General features: G+C 68.5%; 18 protein-coding genes. 9 read left to right on the top strand and 9 right to left on the bottom strand.

Annotation, left to right across the window (positions count from 1 at the left end; translation table 11 throughout):
- Nucleotides 1–134: 134 nt before the first annotated feature.
- Entirely contained in the window at nucleotides 135–908 is a 774-nt protein-coding gene (locus ON27_RS27665; RefSeq protein ID WP_043734074.1) for an SDR family NAD(P)-dependent oxidoreductase, read from the bottom strand.
- 112 nt (nucleotides 909–1,020) lie between these two features.
- On the opposite strand from ON27_RS27665, the gene dcd reads away from it, so the two are divergent.
- Complete coding sequence (dcd, locus tag ON27_RS27660) at nucleotides 1,021–1,620, top strand: dCTP deaminase (RefSeq protein WP_043734072.1); 600 nt, start codon at nucleotides 1,021–1,023, stop codon at nucleotides 1,618–1,620.
- A gap of 81 nt (nucleotides 1,621–1,701) precedes the next feature.
- Here the strand turns inward: dcd and ON27_RS27655 are convergent, their stop codons facing one another.
- Nucleotides 1,702–2,151, bottom strand: coding sequence for a hypothetical protein (locus tag ON27_RS27655; protein ID WP_043734071.1), 450 nt, complete (start codon nucleotides 2,149–2,151; stop codon nucleotides 1,702–1,704).
- A 229-nt stretch (nucleotides 2,152–2,380) separates the two neighbouring features.
- Between ON27_RS27655 and ON27_RS27650 the strand changes: the two genes are divergently transcribed.
- From ON27_RS27650 to ON27_RS27640, 3 genes are all read left to right on the top strand, one after another.
- Nucleotides 2,381–3,721 (top strand): helix-turn-helix domain-containing protein, encoded by a 1,341-nt coding sequence (locus tag ON27_RS27650; protein ID WP_083887839.1) that lies wholly within the window; start codon nucleotides 2,381–2,383, stop codon nucleotides 3,719–3,721.
- 100 nt (nucleotides 3,722–3,821) lie between these two features.
- Complete coding sequence (locus ON27_RS27645; RefSeq protein WP_043734069.1) at nucleotides 3,822–5,075, top strand: pyridoxal phosphate-dependent aminotransferase; 1,254 nt, start codon at nucleotides 3,822–3,824, stop codon at nucleotides 5,073–5,075.
- Between the two features lie 387 nt (nucleotides 5,076–5,462).
- Complete coding sequence (locus tag ON27_RS27640) at nucleotides 5,463–6,740, top strand: YibE/F family protein (protein WP_043734067.1); 1,278 nt, start codon at nucleotides 5,463–5,465, stop codon at nucleotides 6,738–6,740.
- 57 nt (nucleotides 6,741–6,797) lie between these two features.
- Here ON27_RS27640 and ON27_RS27635 read toward each other — a convergent pair whose 3' ends face one another.
- Together ON27_RS27635 and ON27_RS27630 are read right to left on the bottom strand one after the other, a co-directional pair.
- Entirely contained in the window at nucleotides 6,798–8,105 is a 1,308-nt protein-coding gene (locus ON27_RS27635; RefSeq protein ID WP_063711381.1) for a DUF7159 family protein, read from the bottom strand.
- A gap of 151 nt (nucleotides 8,106–8,256) precedes the next feature.
- The gene (locus ON27_RS27630; protein ID WP_043734063.1) at nucleotides 8,257–9,579 is read right to left on the bottom strand and encodes a UDP-glucose dehydrogenase family protein; all 1,323 of its coding nucleotides are present in this window, start codon (nucleotides 9,577–9,579) and stop codon (nucleotides 8,257–8,259) included.
- Nucleotides 9,580–9,719: 140 nt separating this feature from the next.
- On the opposite strand from ON27_RS27630, the gene ON27_RS27625 reads away from it, so the two are divergent.
- The 4 genes from ON27_RS27625 (at nucleotide 9,720) to ON27_RS27610 (ending at nucleotide 13,675) form a co-directional block, all read left to right on the top strand.
- Nucleotides 9,720–10,259 carry a YdcF family protein gene (locus ON27_RS27625; RefSeq protein ID WP_051047043.1) on the top strand — a complete coding sequence of 180 codons (540 nt, stop codon included), beginning with the start codon at nucleotides 9,720–9,722 and terminating at the stop codon, nucleotides 10,257–10,259.
- A 186-nt stretch (nucleotides 10,260–10,445) separates the two neighbouring features.
- Complete coding sequence (locus ON27_RS27620; protein ID WP_043734061.1) at nucleotides 10,446–11,675, top strand: acyl-CoA dehydrogenase family protein; 1,230 nt, start codon at nucleotides 10,446–10,448, stop codon at nucleotides 11,673–11,675.
- Nucleotides 11,675–12,823 (top strand): acyl-CoA dehydrogenase family protein, encoded by a 1,149-nt coding sequence (locus ON27_RS27615; protein WP_043734060.1) that lies wholly within the window; start codon nucleotides 11,675–11,677, stop codon nucleotides 12,821–12,823. The genes ON27_RS27620 and ON27_RS27615 overlap by 1 nt, the downstream gene beginning before the upstream one ends.
- 285 nt (nucleotides 12,824–13,108) lie before the next feature.
- Entirely contained in the window at nucleotides 13,109–13,675 is a 567-nt protein-coding gene (locus ON27_RS27610) for a YybH family protein (RefSeq protein WP_051047042.1), read from the top strand.
- A 110-nt stretch (nucleotides 13,676–13,785) separates the two neighbouring features.
- Here the strand turns inward: ON27_RS27610 and ON27_RS27605 are convergent, their stop codons facing one another.
- On the bottom strand, nucleotides 13,786–16,923 hold the full coding sequence (locus ON27_RS27605) for a (Fe-S)-binding protein (protein ID WP_043734058.1): 3,138 nt from the start codon (nucleotides 16,921–16,923) through the stop codon (nucleotides 13,786–13,788).
- A 461-nt stretch (nucleotides 16,924–17,384) separates the two neighbouring features.
- On the opposite strand from ON27_RS27605, the gene ON27_RS27600 reads away from it, so the two are divergent.
- Entirely contained in the window at nucleotides 17,385–18,104 is a 720-nt protein-coding gene (locus ON27_RS27600) for a DUF8020 domain-containing protein (RefSeq protein WP_043734056.1), read from the top strand.
- A 70-nt stretch (nucleotides 18,105–18,174) separates the two neighbouring features.
- On the opposite strand, the gene ON27_RS27595 is transcribed toward ON27_RS27600, so the two are convergent.
- The 4 genes from ON27_RS27595 to ON27_RS27580 form a co-directional block, all read right to left on the bottom strand.
- Nucleotides 18,175–19,062, bottom strand: coding sequence for an NRDE family protein (locus ON27_RS27595; RefSeq protein WP_043734084.1), 888 nt, complete (start codon nucleotides 19,060–19,062; stop codon nucleotides 18,175–18,177).
- Nucleotides 19,063–19,201: 139 nt separating this feature from the next.
- Nucleotides 19,202–20,464 (bottom strand): S1 family peptidase, encoded by a 1,263-nt coding sequence (locus ON27_RS27590; protein WP_245560215.1) that lies wholly within the window; start codon nucleotides 20,462–20,464, stop codon nucleotides 19,202–19,204.
- Between the two features lie 175 nt (nucleotides 20,465–20,639).
- Nucleotides 20,640–21,998, bottom strand: a complete 1,359-nt coding sequence (locus ON27_RS27585; protein ID WP_043734054.1) for a S1 family peptidase — start codon at nucleotides 21,996–21,998, stop codon at nucleotides 20,640–20,642.
- A 162-nt stretch (nucleotides 21,999–22,160) separates the two neighbouring features.
- Nucleotides 22,161–23,270, bottom strand: a complete 1,110-nt coding sequence (locus ON27_RS27580; protein ID WP_043734081.1) for a hypothetical protein — start codon at nucleotides 23,268–23,270, stop codon at nucleotides 22,161–22,163.
- Nucleotides 23,271–23,284 lie beyond the last annotated feature (14 nt).

Raw genomic sequence — 23,284 nt, 5'->3', positions numbered from 1 at the left:
CCCTAGCCCCGGACCGACCGCCGCGATCCGCTGGCTCGACGCCATGCCCGGTGAGGCCGATAGCGCGCACGGTGGGGCGGTGCAAGCGAGGGCCGTCCGCGCGGTCGCGGCACGCTGAGCAGCGCCGGGAGACGTCAGAACATGCTGTAGCCGCCGTCGATCAGCAGGGTGTCGCCGGTGTGGTAGGCGCTGGTGGGGCTGGCGAGGTAGACGGCGACCGATTCGAAATCGCTCGGCTGACCCCAGCGCTGGACCGGTATCCGCGGGTGCACGCGTTCGCGGAAGCGGTCCCAGGCGAATGCCCCCTCGGTCATCGGCGTCTCGACCCACCCGGGCAGCACCGAGTTGGCGCGGATGCCGTGTTTGGCCAGTTCTACCGCGATCGAGTTGACCATGGCGATCAAGCCCGCCTTGCTGGCCGCGTAGGACTGACCGCGCGGAACGCCCTGCCGGGCGGCGAGGCTCGCGGTGGCGACCAGGCTGCCGCCCTCGCCCTGCGCGAGCATGACCTTCGCCGCTTCGCGCAGCGTCACGAACGCGGCGTCGAGATTGATCGAGGTCACCCGGCGGAATTCCGCGAGATCGGTCTCCACGAACGGGATGAAGCCCTGCATGACACCGGCGTTCACGAAGCAGGAGTCGATCCGGCCGAGTTCGGCTGCCGCGCGGCCGAAGGTGTCGACCACCTGCTGTTCCTCGCCCACATCGCAGCTCAGCGCGAGCACGCGCCCGCCGAAGGAGCGCAGTTCGGCGGCGGCCGCCTGGTTGCGCTCGGCGTTGCGGCCCACGATGCACAGGTCGGCCCCGGCCTTGGCGAGCCCGCGCGCGAACCCGAGGCCGATGCCGGAGTTGCCTCCGGTGACGACGGCGACGTGGCCGGTGAGGTCGAACAGCGAGCCCTCGGTCATGGTTCATCCCTTCGGTCGCGGGCGGCGTCGCCCGAATGAATGCGAGGATATCGCTCTCTATTTATCACCGTGCGCCTGAGGAGGCCCACCGAACAGGCGCTACGCTCGTCGCGTGCTGCTTTCCGATCGTGACATCCGTGCGGAGATCGCCGCGGGGCGTCTCGGCGTCGAGCCGCTGCTGGAGAACCTGATCCAGCCGTCGAGCATCGACGTGCGCCTGGACCGGATGTTCCGGGTGTTCAACAACACCCGCTACACCCACATCGATCCCGCGCAGCGGCAGGACGAGCTCACCAGCCTGGTGGAGCCGGCCGAGGGCGAGCCGTTCGTGCTGCACCCCGGTGAGTTCGTGCTCGGCTCCACGCTCGAGGTGTGCTCGCTGCCCGACGACTTGGCCGGACGGTTGGAAGGCAAGTCCAGCCTGGGCCGCTTGGGTTTGCTGACCCACTCGACCGCGGGTTTCATCGATCCCGGCTTCAGCGGGCACATCACGCTGGAACTGTCCAACGTGGCGAATCTGCCGATCACGCTGTGGCCCGGCATGAAGATCGGCCAGTTGTGCCTGCTGCGGCTGACCAGCCCGGCCGAGCATCCGTACGGCAGTGCCGTGGCGGGCTCCAAGTACCAGGGCCAGCGCGGACCGACCCCGTCGCGGTCCTACCTCAACTTCCCGATCTCGGCCGCGGTGATCGACGCCGCCGAATCACGCTGAGCCGAGGCCGGGTCCGCCTCGTCGACTGTGGGGGAGAAGCGGACCCGGCCGGCGGCAGCGGGGAGCTGATCGCGGAGGTGATCAGTCCCCGCCGCCCGCTCCCACCGCAAGCGCCGTAGTGAGGATGACGGACAGCGGTGGAAGCGTGTCACCGCGGTTCGGCGGGCTGACCCAGAAGCACCCTTCCCGGGTCCAGCGGCCGAGACCGGTCGGCAACATCACGGCGCTGCCGACGGCGGGCAGGCCGATATCCAGCCGATTGAGCACCTCGAGCACCTGGGGTCCCGGTCGGCTGTCGGGCTCGGCGAGGAAACTCCATCGGATCTGCCTGGCCAACATGGGACCCCTCGTTCCCTGTTGTTCCAGTGCGACGCGGACCTTCTCGGCCCGCGCGGTCGGCAGGTGGACGACGCAAACGCGTCCGGTGACCGGTAGCATGGCGAAGCCGCCACGCTCGGTGACCGGCAACCCGAACTCGTGCCGATAGAACGCCACCCAATCGTCCACGGTCCTGAGTTTCTCGACATTCACGGCGACTCCTTGCCTTCCGCTTCAATGGTCGCGGCCCGCAGCCGGATTCGGCACCGCCTGCCTGCCCGCCTTGCGCTGCCCTTCCGCTGCCTTTGATAGAGGCCGTAATTCGCTTGTGGCCGTGCTCACAAACCGCTCGTACTCTGGGAGGGAGTTCGTTCGGAAGGATGACACCGTGGTCAGGCATTGGTCAGGCAGAGAGGCCCGCGCCCTTCGCGATGCCAAGCGGATGAGCATCAGGGAATTCGCCGCCCATTTGGGCGTACACGAACGCTTGGTCTCGAAGTGGGAAGCCGGGGGCATCCGGGTCCATCCACGGCCGATCAACCAAGCCGCTCTGGATACCTCGCTGGCCAGGTCCGACGATGTGGTGCGGGCACGGTTCGCGGCATTGATCGATCAGCCTCTGGTCGATCGAGCCGTCCCGCCGGAATTCGACGCGCGTACCGATGCCCCGGGGCGCGTGCATTATTCGAGCGACGCGGACCTTTTGGCTCTCATAGACGCCGGTGCGATGAGAGGTGTTGCGTTAGCGGCTATTTCGGAGAGGGATCTGATCATGGCGGCTGCCCACGAGGCCAGCGAGCACGCCGGCAAAGCCGAGAGCACCAATGTCGGCGCCAGTACGCTGGAACAGCTCGACGCGGATGTCACACGCATCGCGAACGACTATGTGCATATTCCGCCGGTTCCGATGATGGTGGAGATGGTGCGGGTGCGCCGCCGGGTGTACCGGCTGCTGGAAGGTCATCAGCGGCCGGCCGATACCAGTCATCTGTATCTTCTGGCGGGCACGCTTTCGGGCCTGCTCGCCAACGCCAGCACCGATCTCGGCCACTACGACGCGGCGGGCGAGCAGATCCGCGCCGCGTGGGCCTACGCGGAATTGTGCGGGCACAATGGACTTCGCGCCTGGACGCGCGGCATGCACGCGCTGATCGAGTACTGGTCGCAGCGCCCGCGCCGAGCGGTCCAACTCGCGCAGAGCGGGCAGGAGTTCGCCGAGTCCGCCACCGCGCACGTGCGACTGCTCAACATCGAGGCGCGGATCTGGTCGGCACTGGGCAGCGCCGCGGACACCGACCGCTGCGTCCGGGCGGCCGACGACGCCCGCGAGATCGCCGCCACCGACGCCCTGCACGACGAGGTGGGCGGCGTCTTCGGGTTCAACGACGCCAAATCCAACTACTACGCGGGCGCCACCTATATCCATCTCGGTCAGGCCGAGCCCGCGCTCAGCGCCACGCAGCGGGCCATCGAGCTGTACTCGAACGGGCCCTCCGAACAGCGCTCCTACGGCGCGGAAGCCCTGGCCAGGGTCGACTGCGCGGCCGCTCATCTGATCAACGGCAGCCTGGACGGCGCGGCGGAGGCGCTGCAGCCGGTGCTCGGGCTGGACGAGGACAAGCGCATCGCACAGCTCGAGGAGCGGCTGACCGGTGTGCGCAGGCGGATCGCGGCCCCGGCCTTCCGCGACGCGATCGAGGCCCGCAGGCTGGACGAGCGGATCGAGGAGTTCTGCGGCTCCACCGCGGCCAAGAGCATCCCGCCGGGCGGCTCGGCTGGTTGAGTGACGCGTCACATCTCGCGTCGCCGCGGCCACCGTCCTGGGCACGGACCTCGGTGGTGACCGCGGACAGGCGATTTATCGGGTTGCGACGGATGGCACCATGGGACGGGTGAGTCCTCATCATCCGCACCGCCCCCCGCGTGTTCTGGAGCAGTCCACGAAGCTACAGAACGTCGTCTACGAAATCCGTGGACCGGTACACGCGCACGCGGCACGGCTGGAGGCCGAGGGCCACCGCATCCTCAAGCTCAATATCGGCAATCCGGCCCCGTTCGGGTTCGAGGCGCCGGACGTGATCATGCGCGACATCATCGCGGCGCTCCCGTATGCCCAGGGCTACTCCGAGTCCAAGGGCATCCTGTCGGCGCGCCGCGCGATCGTGACCCGCTACGAACTCGTGCCCGGCTTTCCCGAGCTGGACGTGGACGGCGTCTACCTCGGCAACGGCGTCTCCGAACTGATCACGATCACCATGCAGGCCCTCCTGGACAACGGCGACGAGGTGCTGATCCCGGCGCCGGACTACCCGCTGTGGACCGCGATGACCAGCCTGGCCGGCGGCACGCCCGTGCACTACCTGTGTGACGAGGCCAACGGCTGGCAGCCCGATATCGCCGATATCGAATCGAAGATCACCGACAAGACCAAAGCGCTGCTGGTGATCAACCCGAACAATCCCACCGGGGCGGTGTACTCCGCCGAAGTGCTCCAGCAGATCGCCGACCTCGCGCGCAAACATCAACTGCTGCTGCTCGCCGACGAGATCTACGACAAGATCCTCTACGACGACGCCAAGCACATCTCGCTGGCCACCGTGGCGCCCGACCTGCTGTGCCTGACCTTCAACGGTCTGTCCAAGGCGTACCGGGTGGCCGGCTACCGGTCGGGCTGGCTCGCGATCACCGGCCCCAAGGAGCACGCGGCCGGATTCCTCGAGGGCATCGACCTGCTCGCCTCGTCGCGGTTGTGTCCGAATGTGCCCGCGCAGCACGCCATTCAGGTCGCGCTCGGCGGGCATCAGAGCATCGAGGATCTGATCCTGCCCGGCGGCAGGCTGCTCGAACAGCGCGACGTCGCCTGGGAGCGGTTGAACATGATCCCCGGCGTGACGTGTGTGAAGCCGAAGGGCGCGCTGTACGCGTTCCCGAAGCTGGATCCGAACGTGTACGAGATCCACGACGACTCGAAGCTCATCCTGGACCTGCTGTTGCAGGAGAAGATCCTGATGGTGCAGGGCACCGGGTTCAACTGGCCCGATCACGACCATCTCCGGATCGTCACGCTGCCCTGGGCGCGGGATCTCGCGGTCGCCATCGAACGCTTCGGCAACTTCCTCGCCAGCTATCGCCAGTAGTGGAAAGGCATCCGGCGGGCAATATACTCGCCCCGCTTCCAGCCCGGAAACAAACTCGGCGTACGGATATCTGCCGGGATTGGCGACCAACTAGCGCAAAAGAAGTACTTTTGTGTACAGTGGTCCTCGGCACTTAGAGTGCCCGGCCGGATTGCCTACCCCCCCTGGGCACATCCGGCCTTGGGTTAGGCCGCCTACCCCCCTGGGCCGCCTGCCCTGCGGGCGGCGGAGACATCCCCCTGCTCTCCGCCGCCCCCTCCAAATCCCATTTCTTTGCGATCGGATCGCTCTGACCGTGTTTCCGCTGTTCGGTGGCCGCGAGGGACTTGAAAATGAAATCCTTTAGGCTCGCTCCGGGCGGAAACACATCTGACAGGTAGGAGCGCGGTGAGCGACCACCACCATCACCACGATCACTCGGGGCCGATCGCGATAGGCGCGACCGCGGCGCGGGTGGTCATCGGGCTACTCACCGTGATCGGGGTCGCCGTCGTCATCGGCGCGATCGCGCTGTGGCCGAGCAAGCAACACATCGATATCCCGCTGCCGATGCAGAACGCGGGCGGCGGCGCGGTGCAGACCGAGGCGGGCACCGTGGTCCTGCAGGATGTCGGACCGTGCGGCAGTCCGTCGCTCGGCAAAGTGTTCGTCGACAAGCCCGAGCCGCCGCGCTCCAACGCCTACACCTGTCAGCGCAGCCTGATCTCGATCGAGTCCGGGCCGCACAAGGGCAACCACACCCTGCTGGAGATCGCCCCCGGCCCAGGACAACCCGACCTGCACGCGGGTGACGAGCTCCGGCTGGTGCGCCAGACCGATCCCAGCGGAACGCCGCTGTACTCGTTCGAGGACTACTCGCGCGGGCTGCCGCTGACCTTGATCGCCGTGGCGTTCGTGGTGGTGATCATCGCGGTGGCGCGCTGGCGCGGCGTCCGCGCGCTGCTCGGCCTGGTGTTCGCTTTCGCGGTCCTGGTGCTGTTCATGCTCCCGGCCCTGCTGGACGGCAAGCCCGCGATCCCGGTCGCGTTGGTCGCCGGCTCCCTCATCCTCTATTCGGTGCTGTACCTGGCGCACGGTGTGAACCTGCGCACCAGTTCGGCGTTGCTCGGCACGCTGACCTCGATGCTGCTCGCCGCCGTGCTGTCCTGGCTCACGATCGAGATGACCAGCCTCACCGGGCTCTCCGAGGAACAGAACACGAACGTCGCCACCTACATCCAGCACGTCAGCATCACCGGCCTGTTGCTGGCCGGGTTCATCATCGGCTCCCTCGGCGTGCTCAACGACGTCACGATCACCCAGGCATCGGCCGCGTTCGAGCTGGCCGCCCTCGACGAGTCGGCCTCCCGGCGGGAGGTTTTCGCCGCCGCCATGCGGGTGGGGCGCGACCACATCGCCAGCACCGTCTACACGCTGGTGCTCGCCTACGCCGGTGGGGCGCTGCCGCTGCTGCTGCTGTTCAGTGTGGCCGGGCGGTCCATCCGCGACGTGCTGGCCGGTGACGCGGTGGCCATCGAGATCGCGCGCTCGGCGGTCGGCGGCATCGCGCTGGCCCTTTCGGTGCCGCTGACCACCGGCATCGCGGTGCTGCTGGCCCGCCCGTTCAAGGCGAAGGAATCGAGCCCGCCGCCGCCCCCGCGCCGTGCTCGGCACGCCAGGGTTTGAGTTCGGTTGTGCATCCGCCGCCGAGTCCGAGCCGGACGGCCCGGACGCCCAGTGGAGTCAGCGCGGCGGCGGCGGCGGGAAGGGGAACACCTCCGGCGGGATCGTGGGGACCACGATCGGCGGAAGGCCGGGCACCACAATAGTGTTCGGGCCGGGCGTCGGCGGCGCTTCGCTGGTGGTCTGCCGCCGGTTCGGAGGCGGCGCGGCCACCGACTCGTGCGCGGGCGACTCCGTCGTGCCGGGCGCGACGGCGACCTGCGGATCCAAGCTGGTCGTGCGCGGTGTGGTGGTGGGCGATAACGACGGCGAACTCTCGCTGGTGTGCGAATCCCGTTCCAGCACCTGCGGTCCGTAGCCGAGGCCGAGCCCGATCGCGGCGACCACGGCCAGCGCGCTGACCGTCAGCACGGCGCCGCTGATCTCGCGTTTGCCGCGTTGCGCCGGCGCCGACAACCACGCGGGTGACAGCTCGTCGTCCAGCGCGGCGCTCGCGACCGGGACCTCTTTGCGGACCGGTCTGGCCAGCAGGGCGGCGCCGCGCGCCATCACCGTCTCCGGGCTGTCCGGCACGATGACCGGCACGCCCATCCAGCGTTCGAGCACCTTCGCCACCAGCGGGATCCGGGCGCAACCGCCGATGGCCAGCACACCGTGCACCGGGCGGTCCGAGCGCACGATCACGTCGCGCGCCATCCGCGCCGACGACTCGATCGCCAGCATGATGAGCGATTCGAAGTTCTCCTGCGCCAGCAGGACCAATCCCTGTTCGCTGGGCAGCGCCACCGCGGTGTTGGTGGTCAGTTGTTCCTTGGCCTCCCGGCACAGCGCGTCCAGGGCGGCCAGGCCCGCCGCGTTCGGGGGGTGCGCGATCCGGCCCGACGCGATCTGCTGCTCGCGAATCAAGGAGTCGAGATAGTCGCCGCTGATATCGCTGGTGCGCTCGCTGTGGCGTACTTCACGAGTCTGCGTGTCGACCACGCTCACCGTCAGGCCCGAGCTGCCGAGGTCATAGACGACCAGTGAGGAGATTCCCCGGATATCGCCGGTGGCCTGCGCGAACTCGAGTGCGGCCGCGATCTCGGGCACGAGTTCGTAATTGGTCACCTGCTGGCGGGCCAGGGCCGCGCGGATGGCGCGAGCGTGCTGCTCACTGCGGTAGGCGATCGCGGTCGCGCCGATTCCCGGCGTGGCCTCGAGGGTGACTCCGATCGCTTCGGCGGCCAGTTCTTCCACGCTCTGGTCGATGACCGGAATGGTCTGCAGATCGAAGGTGTGGGGGGAGACATGCCCGTGGGGGTTGGCGGCGTGTGGTCGCGCCATACGGACAGCGCCGGCCCCCACCGAAACTCCCAGTACCGAACTCATCAGCTGCCCATCTCGTTTCACACTTCACGACATGCGAGCCTGCGCCGTCCGTCGGCGGAGACCCGCTGGACGGACCCTACCGCCGGCGATCAGCTGTGCTTAAGGCAGGACTGGTCGTCTGTCTGGCAGTAGCCCGCCTCGCCCCGCAACTCTACGGTGTGCCGAGTCCCGCGTACACCCATCCGGCTGCTCTCCAAGTGGCACGATTGAGACAGTTCCGGCCGTCGATGATCGAGCGGGCGCGCACCACGCGGTCCAGGTCCCGGGGCTGCAGCGCGGTGAATTCGTCCCACTCGGTGAGGACGAGCACCACGTCGGCGCGTTCGCACGCCTCGGCGACCGATGTCGCGTAGTTCAGCGTGGGGAACACCCGGCGCGAATTCTCCAGCGCCTTGGGATCGTAGACGGTCACTACGGCTCCGTGCAGCTGGATCATGCCGGCCACGTTCAACGCGGGGGAGTCGCGGACGTCGTCGGATTCCGGTTTGAACGCCGCGCCGAGCACCGCGACATTGGCCCCGAGCAGCGAGCCGCCGCAGGCGCGAGCGGCCATGTCCACCACCTTGGCCCGGCGGCGCATGTTGATGTTGTCCACTTCGCGCAGGAAGGCGACGGCGTGGTCGGCGCCGAGTTCACCGGAGCGGGCCATGAACGCGCGGATGTCCTTGGGCAGACAACCACCGCCGAAGCCCAGGCCCGCGTTGAGGAATCGGCGGCCGATCCGCTGGTCGTAGCCGAGCGCGTCGGCCAGCATGGTCACGTCAGCGCCGGTCGCCTCGCACACTTCCGACACCGCGTTGATGAACGAAATCTTGGTCGCCAGAAACGCGTTGGCCGAAACTTTCACCAATTCCGCTGTGGCCAGGTCGGTCAGCAGGAACGGGACGTCGGCGGCGAGGAGATCGGCGTAGATCTCACGCACCAGATCTTCCACCCACCCGGCGGCCGCGCGCTCCCGGTCGACCCCGAGAACCAGCCGGTCCGGCCGCAGGGTGTCCTTGACCGCCCAGCCTTCCCGGAGGAATTCCGGATTCCACGCCACTTCGACGTCGGCGGGACCGAGTGCGCGAGCGCGGGTTCCGAGCGCGGCGGCCGTGCCGACCGGAACCGTGGACTTGCCGATGATCACCGAGGGACGTTCCAACAGCGGGGCGAGCGTATCCACCACCGCGTGCACGTACTTCAGGTCGGCGGCGTACTCGCCCTTCTTCTGCGGGGTGCCCACGCCGAGGAAATGCACGTCAGCGTGCGCGGCCGCCTCGGCGTAGGAGGTGGTGAACCGCAACCGGCCCGCGTCGAGGTTGCGCCGCAGCACATCCTCCAAGCCCGGTTCGTAGAACGGCACCACTCCGTCGGACAGCTTCGCGACCTTGCCCGGGTCTACGTCCACCCCGATGACGTCGTGCCCGAGTTCGGCCATGCACGCCGCGTGCGTGGCCCCGAGATACCCGGTTCCGAAGACTGTGCATCGCATGATCGATTGGTAAGCCCCGCCGGTGGACACGCCACGTCAGTGAGGCAAGGGTCCGGGCAACAGCAGATGTACATGCGGCGACATCGCCCAGGCGGGCACGCTGACCTGGGGGAATGGTGACGCACCCGGCTAGCATCGGCATGGTGCGACGTCATCGGTGGGCTGTGGCCGCGCTCGGCGCCGGTCTGGCGGTCGTCGTCGCCACGATCGCGCTGTGGCCGGTCTACGTGCGTCCGCAGGCCGAGCCGCCCGCACGAGCGGACGCCGTTCTCGTTCTCGGCGGAGCACACGACGGGCGTGAGCAATTGGGCCTGCGGCTGGCGCGCGAAGGGTACGCGCCCCGCGTGGTGTTCTCCAACCCCTATGAGAACAGCCCCATGCTGAACCGCATCTGCCACGGCGGCTACAGCTTCGAGGTCCTGTGCTTCGACCCGTCTCCGCGCACCACCCGCGGCGAGGGCCGAGAACTCGCCCGCCTGGCCCGCGCCCACAATTGGCGCCGAGTCATCGTCGTCACCTTCACCCCCCACATCTCCCGGGCCCGCTACATCCTGCGAAAGTGCTGGGACGGAGAACTCCTTTTCACCGACCCCGAACCCGCCCTCTCCATCCCCCGCTGGGCCTACGACTACGCCTACCAATCCTTGGGCTATGTGAAAGCCTTCTTCGAAGACTGCTGAGCGGTTCGTGCGAGGTGTGCCGACGGATAGCCGAGCCCGGCTGCCTGCATCGGGGCCGCGGTGGGCGAGCAATCTGCGGGCGCATGACGTCAGTTTGACTCGCTGAGAGAAGCGGCCGTACATTCTGTCTCGTGGTGGCGGGATGTTCGCCATGGAAGCAACGGTGCACACCCTCTGGGAGGGCAGATGGAATACGACTGGTCAGCGGAGGATCTGGCGTTTCAGGACGAGGTGCGTGAATTCCTCGCCGCGAAGCTGACGCCGGAATTGCGGCGGGCCGGGCGCTTGGCGACGAGCGTGTATCCCGACCACGAGGCGAGCATGGCGTGGCAGCAGATCCTGCACGAGCGCGGCTGGGCGGCGCCCGCCTGGCCGGTGGAGCACGGCGGATGTGACTGGAGCCTGACCCAGCACTACATCTTCCAGCGGGAATCGGCGCTGGCCGGCGCGCCCGCGCTCTCGCCGATGGGCATCAAGATGGTGGCGCCCGCGATCGTCGCGTTCGGTACCGAGGAACAGAAGGCGTTCTATCTGCCGCGCATCCTCACCGGCGAGGTCTTCTTCTGCCAGGGCTACTCCGAGCCGGAGGCCGGATCGGACCTGGCCGCGCTCGCCATGGCCGCCGTCGACGACGGCGAGGACTTCGTGTGCACCGGCAGCAAGATCTGGACCACCCACGCCACCGAGGCGAATTGGATCTTCTGCCTGGTGCGCACTTCGCGCACGGGCAAGAAACAGCAGGGCATCACGTTCCTGCTGATCGACATGACCGCGCCGGGCATCGAGATCCGGCCGCTGGTGATGACCTCGGGTGAGCAGGTGCAGAACCAGGTCTTCTTCGACAACGTGCGGGTGCCCAAGACCAACGTGCTCGGCCGGATCGATGACGGCTGGACCGTCGCCAAATACCTGCTCGTGCACGAGCGGGGCGGGGTCGCGGCCCCCTGGTTGCAGGTCATGGCCCAGGACATCGCGACCGCCGCGGCGCAGCAGCCGGGCCTGGACGGCAGGCCTCTGATCGACGACCGCGCGTTCGCGGCGAAGCTGGCGGACCTGCGGATTCGCACCGAGGTCCTGGAGGTCCTGGAATTCCGCACGATCTCCGCGATGGCGCAGGGCAACAACGCCGGACCGGCCTCGTCCATGCTCAAGATCCTCGCCACCGAACTCAGCCAGAAGCTCACCGAACTGGCGCTGGAAGCCGCGGGTCCGCGCGGGCGGGTCTACCAGCCGCACGCCACGCTGCCGGGCGGGCCGATCGCCCAGTTCACGCCGCCCGCCGACGGCTACCACAGTGGCGCGGAATGGCAGGCTGTCGCTCCGCTGCGGTACTTCAACGACCGGGCGGGCTCGATCTACGCGGGCAGCAACGAGATTCAGCGAAACATCCTCGCCAAAGCAGCATTGGGGCTCTGATGGACTTCACGCTTACCGCCGAGCAGGAAATGCTCCGCTCCGCGATCGCCGGATACCTCGGCGCCCGCTACGACCTGGAGAAGAGCCGCGCCGCGGCGAAATCGGAGGCCGGCTGGCAGCCCGCCGTCTGGCGCGGCTTCGCCGACGAGCTCGGCATCCTCGGCGCGACCTTGCCCGAGCGGGTGGACGGCACCGGCGGCGGTCCGGTCGAACTCATGGTGATCGCCGAGGAACTCGGCCGGGCGCTGGTGGTCGAGCCGTTCGTCGACACGGTCGTGATCGGCGCCGGACTGCTCGAGCGTTCCGGTGGTGAGCGGGCCGACGCCGTGCTGCGCCGGATCGTCTCCGGCGACGCGCGCGTAGCGTTCGCCGCGCTGGAGCCGACCTCCGGGCACGCGCCCTACGACGTGTCGGCCACCGCCCGCCGCGACGGCGACGACTGGGTGCTCGACGGCGCGAAGACCGTCGTGACCGGCGCCCCGCTGGCCACCCACCTGCTGATCACCGCGCGTACGTCCGGCGCCCGGCGGGACGAGGCCGGTATCTCGCTGTTCCTGCTCGAATTCGACGCGGGCGATCCCCCGGCCGGGGTCGAAGTGCACTCCTACCGCACCATCGACGACCGGACCGCCTCCGATCTGGTGTTCACCGGCCTGCGCCTGCCCGCCGACGCGCTGCTGGGCACGGAGTCCGACGGCTGGACCGTCATCGAGCCGACCATCGCGGAGGCGACCGCGGCGATCTGCGCCGAGGCGGTCGGCTGCATGCGGAAAGTGCTCGCCGACACCATCGACTATGCCAAGCAGCGCCAGCAGTTCGGTCAGCCGATCGGCGGTTTCCAGGTGTTGCAGCACCGCATGGTCGACATGCACATCGAGCTCGAACAGGCCATCGCGGCGGTCCATCTGGCCGTTCATTCGCTGCGTTCCTCGGCCGAGGAGCGAGCGCGCGCCGTCTCGGCGGCGAAGGTCACCGTCGCCAGGGCGGCGCGGTTCATCGGTCAGAACGCCGTACAACTGCACGGCGCGATGGGCATGACCGAAGAGCTGGCCATCGGTCACTACTTCAAGCGGCTCACCGTGATCGAGCACGAATTCGGCTCCAGCGACGAGCACCTCGCCCGGTACGCGGCTCTGACCAGGCCGTGACGCGGTCGGTCCTGGACCGCCGGTGCTCGCACCGGCGTGCCGGGACCTCCGCCGGGATCGCGCTCACCGCGACGCGGATCTCTTCGCGCTGAGGACGGGCCTGTCCGTCCTGCCGATCGTCCACAAGCGGAGCTTTCGGGGTGGCGGACGGCCCAGAGGTGTTCGATCCGGTCGCCCGCGGTGGCGTCGCCTCACATCTGTCCTTGTCGCGTCGTCGGGCTACTGACACCACAGGGACCGACGCCAGGGAGCTGGCTCTGGTCGGACTTCTCGAACGGAGACACGATGACTTCGAATGAGCCACAGATCAGGGCGCTCTTGGCGAGCCGGACCGACGCCCAGCGGTCGAAGGACATCGATCGACTCATGTCGTTCTATTCCGCCGACATCGTCTACTACGACGCCGTCGCCCCTCTCCGGTTCACTGGAACCGACGAAGTACGCCGTAACTTCTTGCGTTGGTTCGACGGCTACGACGGCCCTATCGGCCTGGAGACGCACGATCTGACCATCGTCACGGGTGATGACGTCGCATTCGCCAATATGCTTCATCTGGACTCGGGAAAGCACAAAGGCGGTATCGAGCTGTCGATATGGGTGCGAGAGACTGTTTGCCTTCGACGGTCGAACGGCAAGTGGTCGATCACGCACGAACACATCTCGATCCCGATCAACCCGGCGAACTTTCAAGTCTGGCTGGCGTCGGAAAAGGACTCTCCTGCCAAGGGCGGAGGCAAGGTCGTATTTCAGCTGATCATGGCCGACTTGCTCAACCGGTTCGGCCCCCGTGCGCTGTGGCGTAGGGCTTTCGCGAGGGACCGGCGAGAAGCAGGCTCCAACATCCTGAGCTGACCTGAACGGGAAGATCTCCGAGTCCGGCTTCGCTCGCCCGGACATCTGCCGAGCGGCTCGGAGAACGAAAGAGCCCGGGTCCGATAGGACCCGGGCTCTTATCGTCGTGTTCAGTTCTTCCGGCCCGGCGCCTTCGCACCGGACTTGAAGCCGAGACCGCCCGGCTTGGCGGTGGGCGGAGCGACCTCGTGCTTGCCGTTGCCGTTCGCGCCGTTGGACTGCTCCGGCTCGGCCACGGCTTCGGGCTGCGATGCCGGAGTCTCCGGGGCGGGAGCCGGGTCCGTCGCGGGAGCCGTCGCGGCCGGGGCCGCCTTGCCGGGTGCCTTCGGGCCGGGCCGCTTGAAGCCGGACTTCATGGCCAGACCCTTGGCGGGCACCGTCGGCTTCGTTTCGGTCGGCTTGGCGTCAGCCGGTTCCGCAACCGCCTCGGCGGGTGCTTCTTCGCCTGCCGGGGCCGCCGACGCTTCCGCGGCCTTGGCGCCGGGCGCCTTGGCCGCGCCCTTCATGGCGAGACCACCACCGGGCGCTTTGGCGCCGCCCTTCATGCCGAGACCCTTGACCGGCTTGGCCGCGGGAGCTTCGGCTGCCGGAGCATCCGCCGCGGATTCGGCGGCGGGCGCCGCGGCGGCCTTGGCGCCGGGGGCCTTCGCCGCGCCCTTCATCCCCAGACCACCCGGAGCCTTCGCCGGACCCTTCATGGCGAGGCCCTTGACCGGAGCGGCAGGCGCCGAGGTGGCCTCGGCTTCCGCCGGTTCCGCAGCGGGAGCCTTCGCGCCGGGCGCCTTGGCCGCGCCCTTCATACCGAGGCCGCCGCCGGGCGCTTTGGCCGGGCCCTTCATGGCGAGACCACCGCCGCCGGGCGCTTTGGCCGGGCCCTTCATGGCCAGACCGCCGCCGGTCGGCGCGGCCTTGGCCGGTGCGGCAGCCTCGGCGGCAGGGGCGGGTTCGGGCTCCGGCTCGGGTTCCGCCACGGGCGCCTTCGGCTCCTGGACGACGGTCAGGTTCTCGGTCAGCACCGCGGGCTCGACGCGTTCGATGGCGTCGAGCATCAGCTGCGCGACGTCGACGACCTCGACGCCCTCGCCCTCGCCCTTCTCCTGGCGCGCGGTGACGCCGTCGTTGAGCATCACGCGGCAGAACGGGCAGCCGGTCGCGATCTTCCCAGGAGCGGAGCCTGCGGAGCGACCAGAAGGCGCGGCGAGGGTGCTCAATCCCTCGTCCACCCGGTCGATGTTGATGCGCTTGCCGAGCTGCTCCTCCATCCACATCCGCGCGCCGCCGGCGCCACAGCACATGGACCGCTCGCCGTGCCGCGGCATCTCGACCAGGTTCGAGCCGGAGGCGGCCATCAGCTCACGCGGCGCGTTGTAGATCTTGTTGTGCCTGCCCAGGTAGCAGGGGTCGTGGTAGGTGACGTTCTGCGAGACCGAGGCCACCGGGATCAGCTGCTTCTGGCGCACCAGGCGGTTGAGCAACTGAGTGTGGTGCACGACCTCGTAGCTGCCGCCGACCTGCGGGTACTCGTTGTTCAACGCGTTGAAGCAGTGTGCACAGGTGACGACGATCTTCTTCTTGCGATCCTCGACGCCGTCGAACACCGAGTTCAGCAGTTCGATGTTCTGCTGCGCCAGCTGCTGGAACAGGAACTCGTTGCCCGCGCGGCGGGCGGAGTCGCCGGTGCAGGTCTCCTCCGCGCCGAGCACCATGAACTTCACGCCCGCGGTGGCGAGCAGTTCGGCGACCGCCTTGGTGGTCTTCTTGGCGCGGTCCTCGTAGGCGCCCGCGCAACCCACCCAGAACAGGTACTCGTAGCCGTCGAAGCTGTCGGCGTCCCGACCGAAGACCGGGATCTGGAAATCGACCTCGTTGATCCAGTTGAGCCGGTCCTTGGCGTTCTGGCCCCAGGGGTTGCCCTTGTTCTCCAGGTTCTTGAACAGGCCCGCGAGCTCGGAGGGGAACTCCGACTCGATCAGCACCTGGTAGCGGCGCATGTCGATGATGTGGTCGACGTGCTCGATGTCCACCGGGCACTGCTCGACGCACGCGCCACAGGTGGTGCAGCTCCACAGCACCTCGGGATCGATGATGCCGTTGACGTCCGCGCCGCCGACCAGCGGCCGCTCGGCCTCGGCCTTGGCGGACTCGGCGATCTTGGCCAGCTTCGCCTCGTTCGGGTTGCCCTCGGCGTCGACCAGGCCGATCTCGTCGCCGCCCATGTCCTTGCGGCCGCCGGCCAGCAGGTAGGGGGCCTTGGCGTAGCCGTGGTCGCGAAGCGACATGATCAGCAGCTTCGGCGACAGCGGCTTACCGGTGTTCCAGGCGGGGCACTGCGACTGGCAGCGACCGCACTCGGTGCAGGTGGTGAAGTCCAGCCAGCCCTTCCAGGTGAAGTCCTCGATCCGGCCCGCGCCGAAGGTGTCGGTGTCCGGGTCGGCGGTCTCCATGTCGACCGGCTTGCCCTTCGACATCATCGGCCTGGCCGCGCCCAGCGCGACGCCGCCGTCTTCCTCACGCTTGAAGTAGATGTTCGGGAACGCCGAGAAGCGGTGCCAGGCCACACCCCAGGTGACGTTGCGGCCGACGTAGTACAGGAACGCCATGCCGGACATCAGCTTCACGAAGGCGAACAGCGCGACCATCGTGGTGTTGGCGGGCAGCAGCTTGGCGACCTGCATGGTGAAGAAGTCGGTCGCCGGGTTGGCATGGCCGTAGGCGGCGATCTTGCCCGCCTTCACGAAGACCATGCCGAGGCCCTCGAGCAGCACGATCGCCTCGATGACGTAGGCGGGCCCGAACTTGGAACCGCTGAACCGGGAGAGCCGCTCCGGCAACCGGGGATGGTTGAGCTGACGCAGGATGATCAGCGTGAGGATGCCGACCACGGTGCCGATGCCGAGGATCTCGTCCCACAGGTGGTAGATCGCGGTGTTGCCGATGATCGGCCAGTGGAACGCCGGGTCGAACGTCTGCCCGTACGCCTCGAACCACAGCATGGCGCCGCCGAGGAAGCCGATCATCACCAGCCAGTGCGCCCAGCCGACGGTGCGGAATTTGTTCATGCGCGTGTGCGCGAGGAACTCCACGAGCATCTGCTTGAAGCGCGGGAAGAAGGGCCGCCAGCGGTCCGGCGCGGGCTGTCCGATCATGATGGCGCGCGCGATATTGCGGACGCCGCCGATGAACGACGCCCAACACAGAAGGCTGAGCGCCGCCCCAATCGTGCCCAGCGTCACTGTCAGGGCATTCATGTCGCGACCTTTCTTTAGAGGCACCCCGGGCGCGGCTGCGTTCCGCTACCGCCTCGGTTCGCTCGTATCCTAACTGCAGGTAAGTTACCCGCCAGTAACAACCATGTCCATCGTACGATCGGCTTTTGGGCTATAGCCCCATATGCTGGGGCTTGACCCTCTGTTTACCTGTGATCAATCTCACAGCAATTTGCACCGATCCCACTGGTGGGTGGCCCATCACCACCGTAAACGTCCAAGCATTCCGTCCAGTCGGTAAGGATTGGCTTAGTCCCCATGGCTGATAAGGGATCTCGCTTAAAACCCGACGTTCTATTAGGCTCACGACGTTCTGATAGCTGCGACCGTCTTCACACTGCTCGGGGAGGATCCGGTGCCGATCACCCGGATTAGCTGGATAAGAGCTCTCGCGTGCTGATGACCAGCGGTTACGTACGACCTGATGATGGATTGGAAACTGAATGAAATTCCGCAGAACCACCGCGGCGGCCGCGCTGGTCATCGGTGCGATGACCATCGGATCGGCGACCGCCCATGCCGACGCCGAGCCGGCCGCCGACCCCATCCGGTACTCGGTCAAGCTGGTGGAGAAGACCGTCGTGACGACGCTCAAGGGCGGCACGTTCGAACTGGCGAAGTCCTCCGAGGACGTCAAGGAAGACGACGTCTACAAGATCAAGGACTCGCAGGGCAACGAGGTACTGACGTTGCCGATCGCCTTCAAGGTCGCCGACACCGTCGTCCCGGTGAAGCCGGTCGTGAAGGAAGACGCCACGGTCCTCGAGCTCACGCCTGACCAGAACGTCAACGTTCCCAAGGACAAGCCGGCCACCACGGTCAACGTCGTCGCGCAGCCGATCGCCTCGCCGATCGAGAACCAGCGCGCGCAGAACGAGTTCGCCAGCCAGTTCGGCATCGCGACCGCTGTCGGCGGCTTCCTCGGCACCGCGGTCGGCGTCATCGGCGGCGCGGTGATCGGCTGCATCCTCGGCCTGCCGTTCCTCGGCGTCGGCTGCATCCCGGCCGCGATCGCGGGCGCGGGCATCGGCGGCATCCTCGGCACCGTGGCGGTCGGCGGCCCCATGCTGGCTGTCGCGGGTATCGACCTGATCAACACGCTGCAGGCGCCGGAAGGCACCACGAAGTGGGCGGACAAGCCCGCGGAGGCCCCGACGAAGTAAGGTCCGGCCAGACCTACGGCGTCAGATCACTCGGCGGCCCGCTCTCCTCGGAGGGCGGGCCGCCGCTCGTTCACCCGGTGAGATCCAGCAGGCCGCGCACGACGACCTCGCCCAGCTCCTCGCCCTGCCTGCCGAACGAGCGCTCCACCATCTCGAACGTCCCGTCCTCGCGGACCACCAGCACCGTGCTCGCCCGGGTGCCGTGCACGGTGTGCGCGACGAACCGCGCCGAGAGCGCCCGCTCCATCTCGTGCGGAACCCCGGTCCGCGGCAACAGCTCGTCGGGGGCTTCGGTGCGGTCGGCCAGCACGTCGAAGTAGCGGTCCACCGCGCCGGGCTCGGTCCGCACCACCTCCCGCAGTTCCGTCACCCCGGCCCGCACTTTGGGCCAGATGGGCTGTGGCGCGGTCAAATTCGCCTCCCCCACGTCAAGACCTCCGGATGTGACGAACGTGCCGTTGGAGAGGCCGTGGAAGCCCGGAGTCAACTCGCGTGGCTCGGCGGCGCTGCGATTGGAATGCCACCACAGCGTGCGCAGGTCGGAGACCACCAGGTTGTAGCCGTTGTAGTCGTCGGGCGCGACGGCGACGTCGAGGACGTATTTCTCCGGTCCGGGGAACTCGCCTGCCGGACCGCGATCGGAGGCCCCGCGCAGGAAGTTCATCAGCAGCGCGCCACGGGATCGGGCGTCGGCGCGCTGATCGGCGGGACTGCGCACATTCGTGACCGCCGCGAAACGATTGTCACCGTGCGGGTGGGTGCCCAGCCCCAGCCAGGTGCCGGGAGGCTCGCCCGCGGCACGGCCCACGGCCCCGGTATCCCGTCCGGCGAGCAGGCCGGGCGCCTCCGGCCACCAGCGCATCGACTCGGTCGGCCGGGTGTAGAACTCTTCCCGGTTGGCCGCCACGATCAACCGGTACTCCGGATGCGCGCGCCAGCCGATCAACACCAAACACATGCCGACCAGCATGCCGGACCGGTACCGCACTCCATGCGGCGTTTCCCGCGCAGGGGGCCGCGAAAGGGCAGCGAAAAGCCCCTGAGACGGCGAAAAGGCCGACAGCGCAACGGCTGTCGGCCTTCTCGCGTTCCTGCGGTCAGTTGGTGCGCACGCGCAGCCCCGGGTTGTCCGAGAGCACCACGTGCACCGGCTGCGCGAACAGCTGCGGCACGTTACCGGTCAGGGCGCCGATCAGATTCGGGATCTCGCAGATCGGGTAGTCCGCCACCGACGACGCGCTGGAGATGCCGAGCGCCAGGCGGCCGGTGACGATCGGGCCGCCGCTGTCGCCGGGCAGCGCGCAGATGTTGGCCGAGAAGCTCTGGGTGAGCTCCCGGTCGCCGACCTGCACGGTCTGGTCGACCGCGTTGACCACGCCGCAGCTGAAGCCGGTGCGCGCACCGGATTTGCACACCGGAGCGCCGACGACCGGGGTCGCCACGCCGTCGACCGCGATCGGAGCCGCGCCGGGCGCCCGCACGCCATTGTTGGCGAAGCGGTCCTTGACCTGGTCGTTGACCCGGATGATCGAGTAGTCCTGCTCGCCGAGCACCGACTTCTGGAACACGCCGAGCTGCGGGCCGAGGCGCTCGCCGCTCATCTCGTAGACGCCGGCGGCGTTGCCGCTGCCCGCGGACGGGATGTCGGGGTTGCAGTGGCCCGCGGTGATGTTCACCGTGTTGCCGTTGCGGTCGGTGCCGTTGAAGCCGAGCGAGCAGCGCAGCGAGCTGCGGCCGGCGACCGAGGCGTAGCCGTCGCCACCGGCGAGGGGGCCGCGCGCCTCACCGGCGATCTCATCGGCCTGCAACGTGGCCTGCTCGCCCGCCACCGGCGGGGCCATCACGATGACGCGCGCCGGGTCGATGAAGTTCGGCATCGGCAGGCCCGCCTGGTCGACGCGCACCGCGATCGCGTTGTTCACGGTGTCCACCACCGCGCCGCGCACCAGCGACCGCACCGCTTCGGGCTGGCCCTCCAGCCACCGCTCGAACGCGCTCTTCTCGCCACGCAGGGCAGCTTCGCTCTTGGCGACGTTGCGGACCTCGAAACCGGCCGACTCGGCGGCCTTCTTCGCCTCGTCGGCGCCGGGACCCTGGGCCAGCGCCACGACCGCCTTGCCCGCGTCGTCCAGCCAGGAGCCGGCGAACACGGACGGGTACTGCCGCTGAGCGGTGGTGGCGAACGCGGCCACCTGCTGCGCCAGCTCCGCGCGGTGCAGGTACTCGGCGGGGGAGATCTTCAGATCGCGGGTCACCGCGGCGACCAGTTCGGCGGGGAGGCCGGGAGCCTGATCGGGTTCCGCCGTCGCCACTGCCGCCGTGGGCCCGAACAGCAGTATCGCCGCCGAGGCGGCGATCACTGTTTTTCGGATTCCGGTCTGTCGCGCAGCTGATCGGGGAGGACCTATACGTGGCAGGAGCATGAGCAGACTATATGGGGTTTCGCGCGGTATGCCTACTCATCTTGTGGTTCTCGACTCCCCCATAGCCCTGCGGCCTAGGATATGTGGATTACCACATGATTCGGGCGCGCGGTCAGCCCGCGTTCGACCGGGTGCGCACGGCGATTCCGCTGCCGATCCCGCCGCCGGAGGAGGCGTCGACATCGGCCAGGATCGCCCGGATCGGGATGCCGAGCGAAGCCGTGCCGCCGTACTGGGCGAGGGCGATGTTGGCCTCGTTGCAGTTCGGCGCGTCCGCGGCGTTGGAACCGCTGGTGATGCCCAGCGCCAGCGTGCCGGACACGATCGCGCCGCCGCTGTCGCCGCCGAGCGTGCAGGCCGAGCTGGCGAACCCGCGGACGGTCTTGCTCTCGCCCTGGGCGGTGTAGAGCTGGGTCTCCACCCGATCGGCCACGACGAAGCCGCAGGTGAAGGTGGACGACTGACCGGACTTGCAGACCGGGGCGCCGGTGATCGGGTCGGCCGTGCCGGTGATCGCCAGCGTGGTGCCGTTGGCGCCGCGCACCGAGGGCTGGTCCATGCCCGCCCGCACCGCGCGCTCGTTCAGCTTGATCACCGAGTAGTCCAGCGCGGACTGCCCGCCCAGCGAGGCGCGCACGAAGGTGCCCAGTTCGGGGCTGGCCGGGATGTCCCGGACGTTGGGCAGGTAGACGGCGGCCTCCTGGTTGCCCTTGCCCAGATTCGGATCGCAATGGCCCGCACTGATGTTCAGCGCGTTGCCGGAGGCGTCGATGCTGTTGAACCCGAACGAGCACACGTCCACGGCGCGCAGCGACGCGTCGGCGAGCGAACCGGGAGCGCTGATGTAGGTGTCCCCGCCCATCGGCCTGCGCTCGACCGGGCCGCCGGCGTTGGGCGACAGGATGACCTTGATGTTCGCCAGCAGGGTCGGCAGGTTGAGCATGTGGCCCGCGGGGGTGTTGGCGACGCTCAGCACCAGTTGGCTGTTCAGGAAGTCGATGGCCACCGAGTTGATCGCCTGCGAGATCTCCCGCGGCAGACCGGTGACCCATTGGTTGAGCTGCACCAGCGAGCCCTCCAGGCTGTCCGCCGACACCGGGGCGAGCCTGGTCTGGTAGCCATCGGCCGCGGCGATCTTGGCCGCGTCCAGCGAGGTGACCGCGACGACGGGCTTGCCGTCGGCGCCGATCCAGGCGCCCGCGTAGGAATCCGGCCGCTCCGAACGGAAATCGCGCGCGTAGTCGCGCAGCTGCTGGGCACGCGCGGCGCGGTCCAGGTATTCGGTCGGGGTCATCTTCAGGTCCCGCGCGATGGCCTGCACCAGTTCCGGCGGCAGATTGTCCGCGGCGAGTTGCGCCGGCGCGTCGGGAGCCGCCGCGGCGGTCGTCGTGCCGAACAAGGGAGCCAGGAGAACGGTCGAAGCGATGGCGACAGCCTTGACCGCGGCGCGACGCGCCACCAACTTGCGCATGAAGTCCCTTCGTCGGCACGCACGTGCCAGCTAAATCCGTGGCAACGGGCAGAATCCGTTGGCGCACAGTCTTCGTCCAGCAACCGACCGGTGCGGGAATTCATCCGACAACACGGTCAGCGCCAACACTCTAAGCCACAAACCCGGGAAGGACGGTACTAATCACCGACTACCCGGTATTCCCATGCCGGGGATGGTGGGTATCTGCGGTAGCTGCGGGAACGGGTATCCGGTGGTCGTGGTGCTGCGCACCGTCGAGGAACGCGTCGTGGTGGGCGGCGTCGTCGTGGTGGGCGGCGGCTCGCTGGACGGCGGAGGCGGCGTGGTGGTCTCCGGCGTGGTGGTCTCGGTGATCACCACCGGCGGCTCGGCCGGCTCGGCGGTGGCGGGCGTCGTCTCGGACGGGACCGGCGGCGGGGGCGGGACGGGCACCGAGGTCTGCTCCGACTGCGCGTCGGGCAGCGGAGGCACTGGCGTCCGGCCGCTGTCGCGCAACAGCAGGGCCACCACGATGCCGCCGAGCACCAATCCGATCAGGGCGGCGCCCGCGATCAGCAACGGCGTACGCCTCGGCTTCTTCGCGGGAACCGTTGCGGGCGCCGGTTTCTCGACCGGCTCGGGGTCGGCGGTGGCGACCGGTTCGGAGATCGGGATCGCCGCCGAATACGCCTGTGGCTGCGCCTCCGTGCTCGGCACCGCCGGGATGACGATGGTGTCGACCGTCGAGTTCTCCGCGGTGGACGGGTCGGGCGGGGTCGCGCCCGCGGGTGTGGCCAGCACGGCCGCCAGCGCCCCGCGCGCCGCGTCCTCGGCCAGTGAGCCACCGCCCGCCCCGGTTTCGGCACTGGGCAACTCAGCCTCGCTGACCAGCAGCACCGAGCGCAGTCCGAGGTAGTCCAGCGCGTCACGCAGCGACCGCACGTGCTCGGCGGGCCAGTCGGCCGGATACGTCGCGTAGAACTCGGCCGGACCGCTGAGATGTTCGGCGGCCAAGTTGATCAAGCAGAACAGGGCGGTCGCCACGAGGTCTTCGGCGCGGTAGGCCTCGCCGTCGTCGACCGTGATGCCCGCCGGGTCACCGACGGCGGGCACGAACCCGGTGATCGAGTGCGCGTGACCGGTGGACGGGGGACCGCCCAGTTCGGCGTCACCGTCTTCGGACATGTGCAGGATCGACTCCCGGACGATGTACCGCGGTTGCTCGTCGCCATCGGTGACGATGACCGCAGTGCACTCGTCCTCGGCGACGCGCAGGCCAACCCCAGTGGCCATCTCACCTACCTCGC

Source organism: Nocardia asiatica NBRC 100129 (assembly GCF_000308415.1).
Taxonomy (GTDB): domain Bacteria; phylum Actinomycetota; class Actinomycetes; order Mycobacteriales; family Mycobacteriaceae; genus Nocardia; species Nocardia asiatica.
This window is presented reverse-complemented; position numbering and strand designations above follow the sequence as displayed.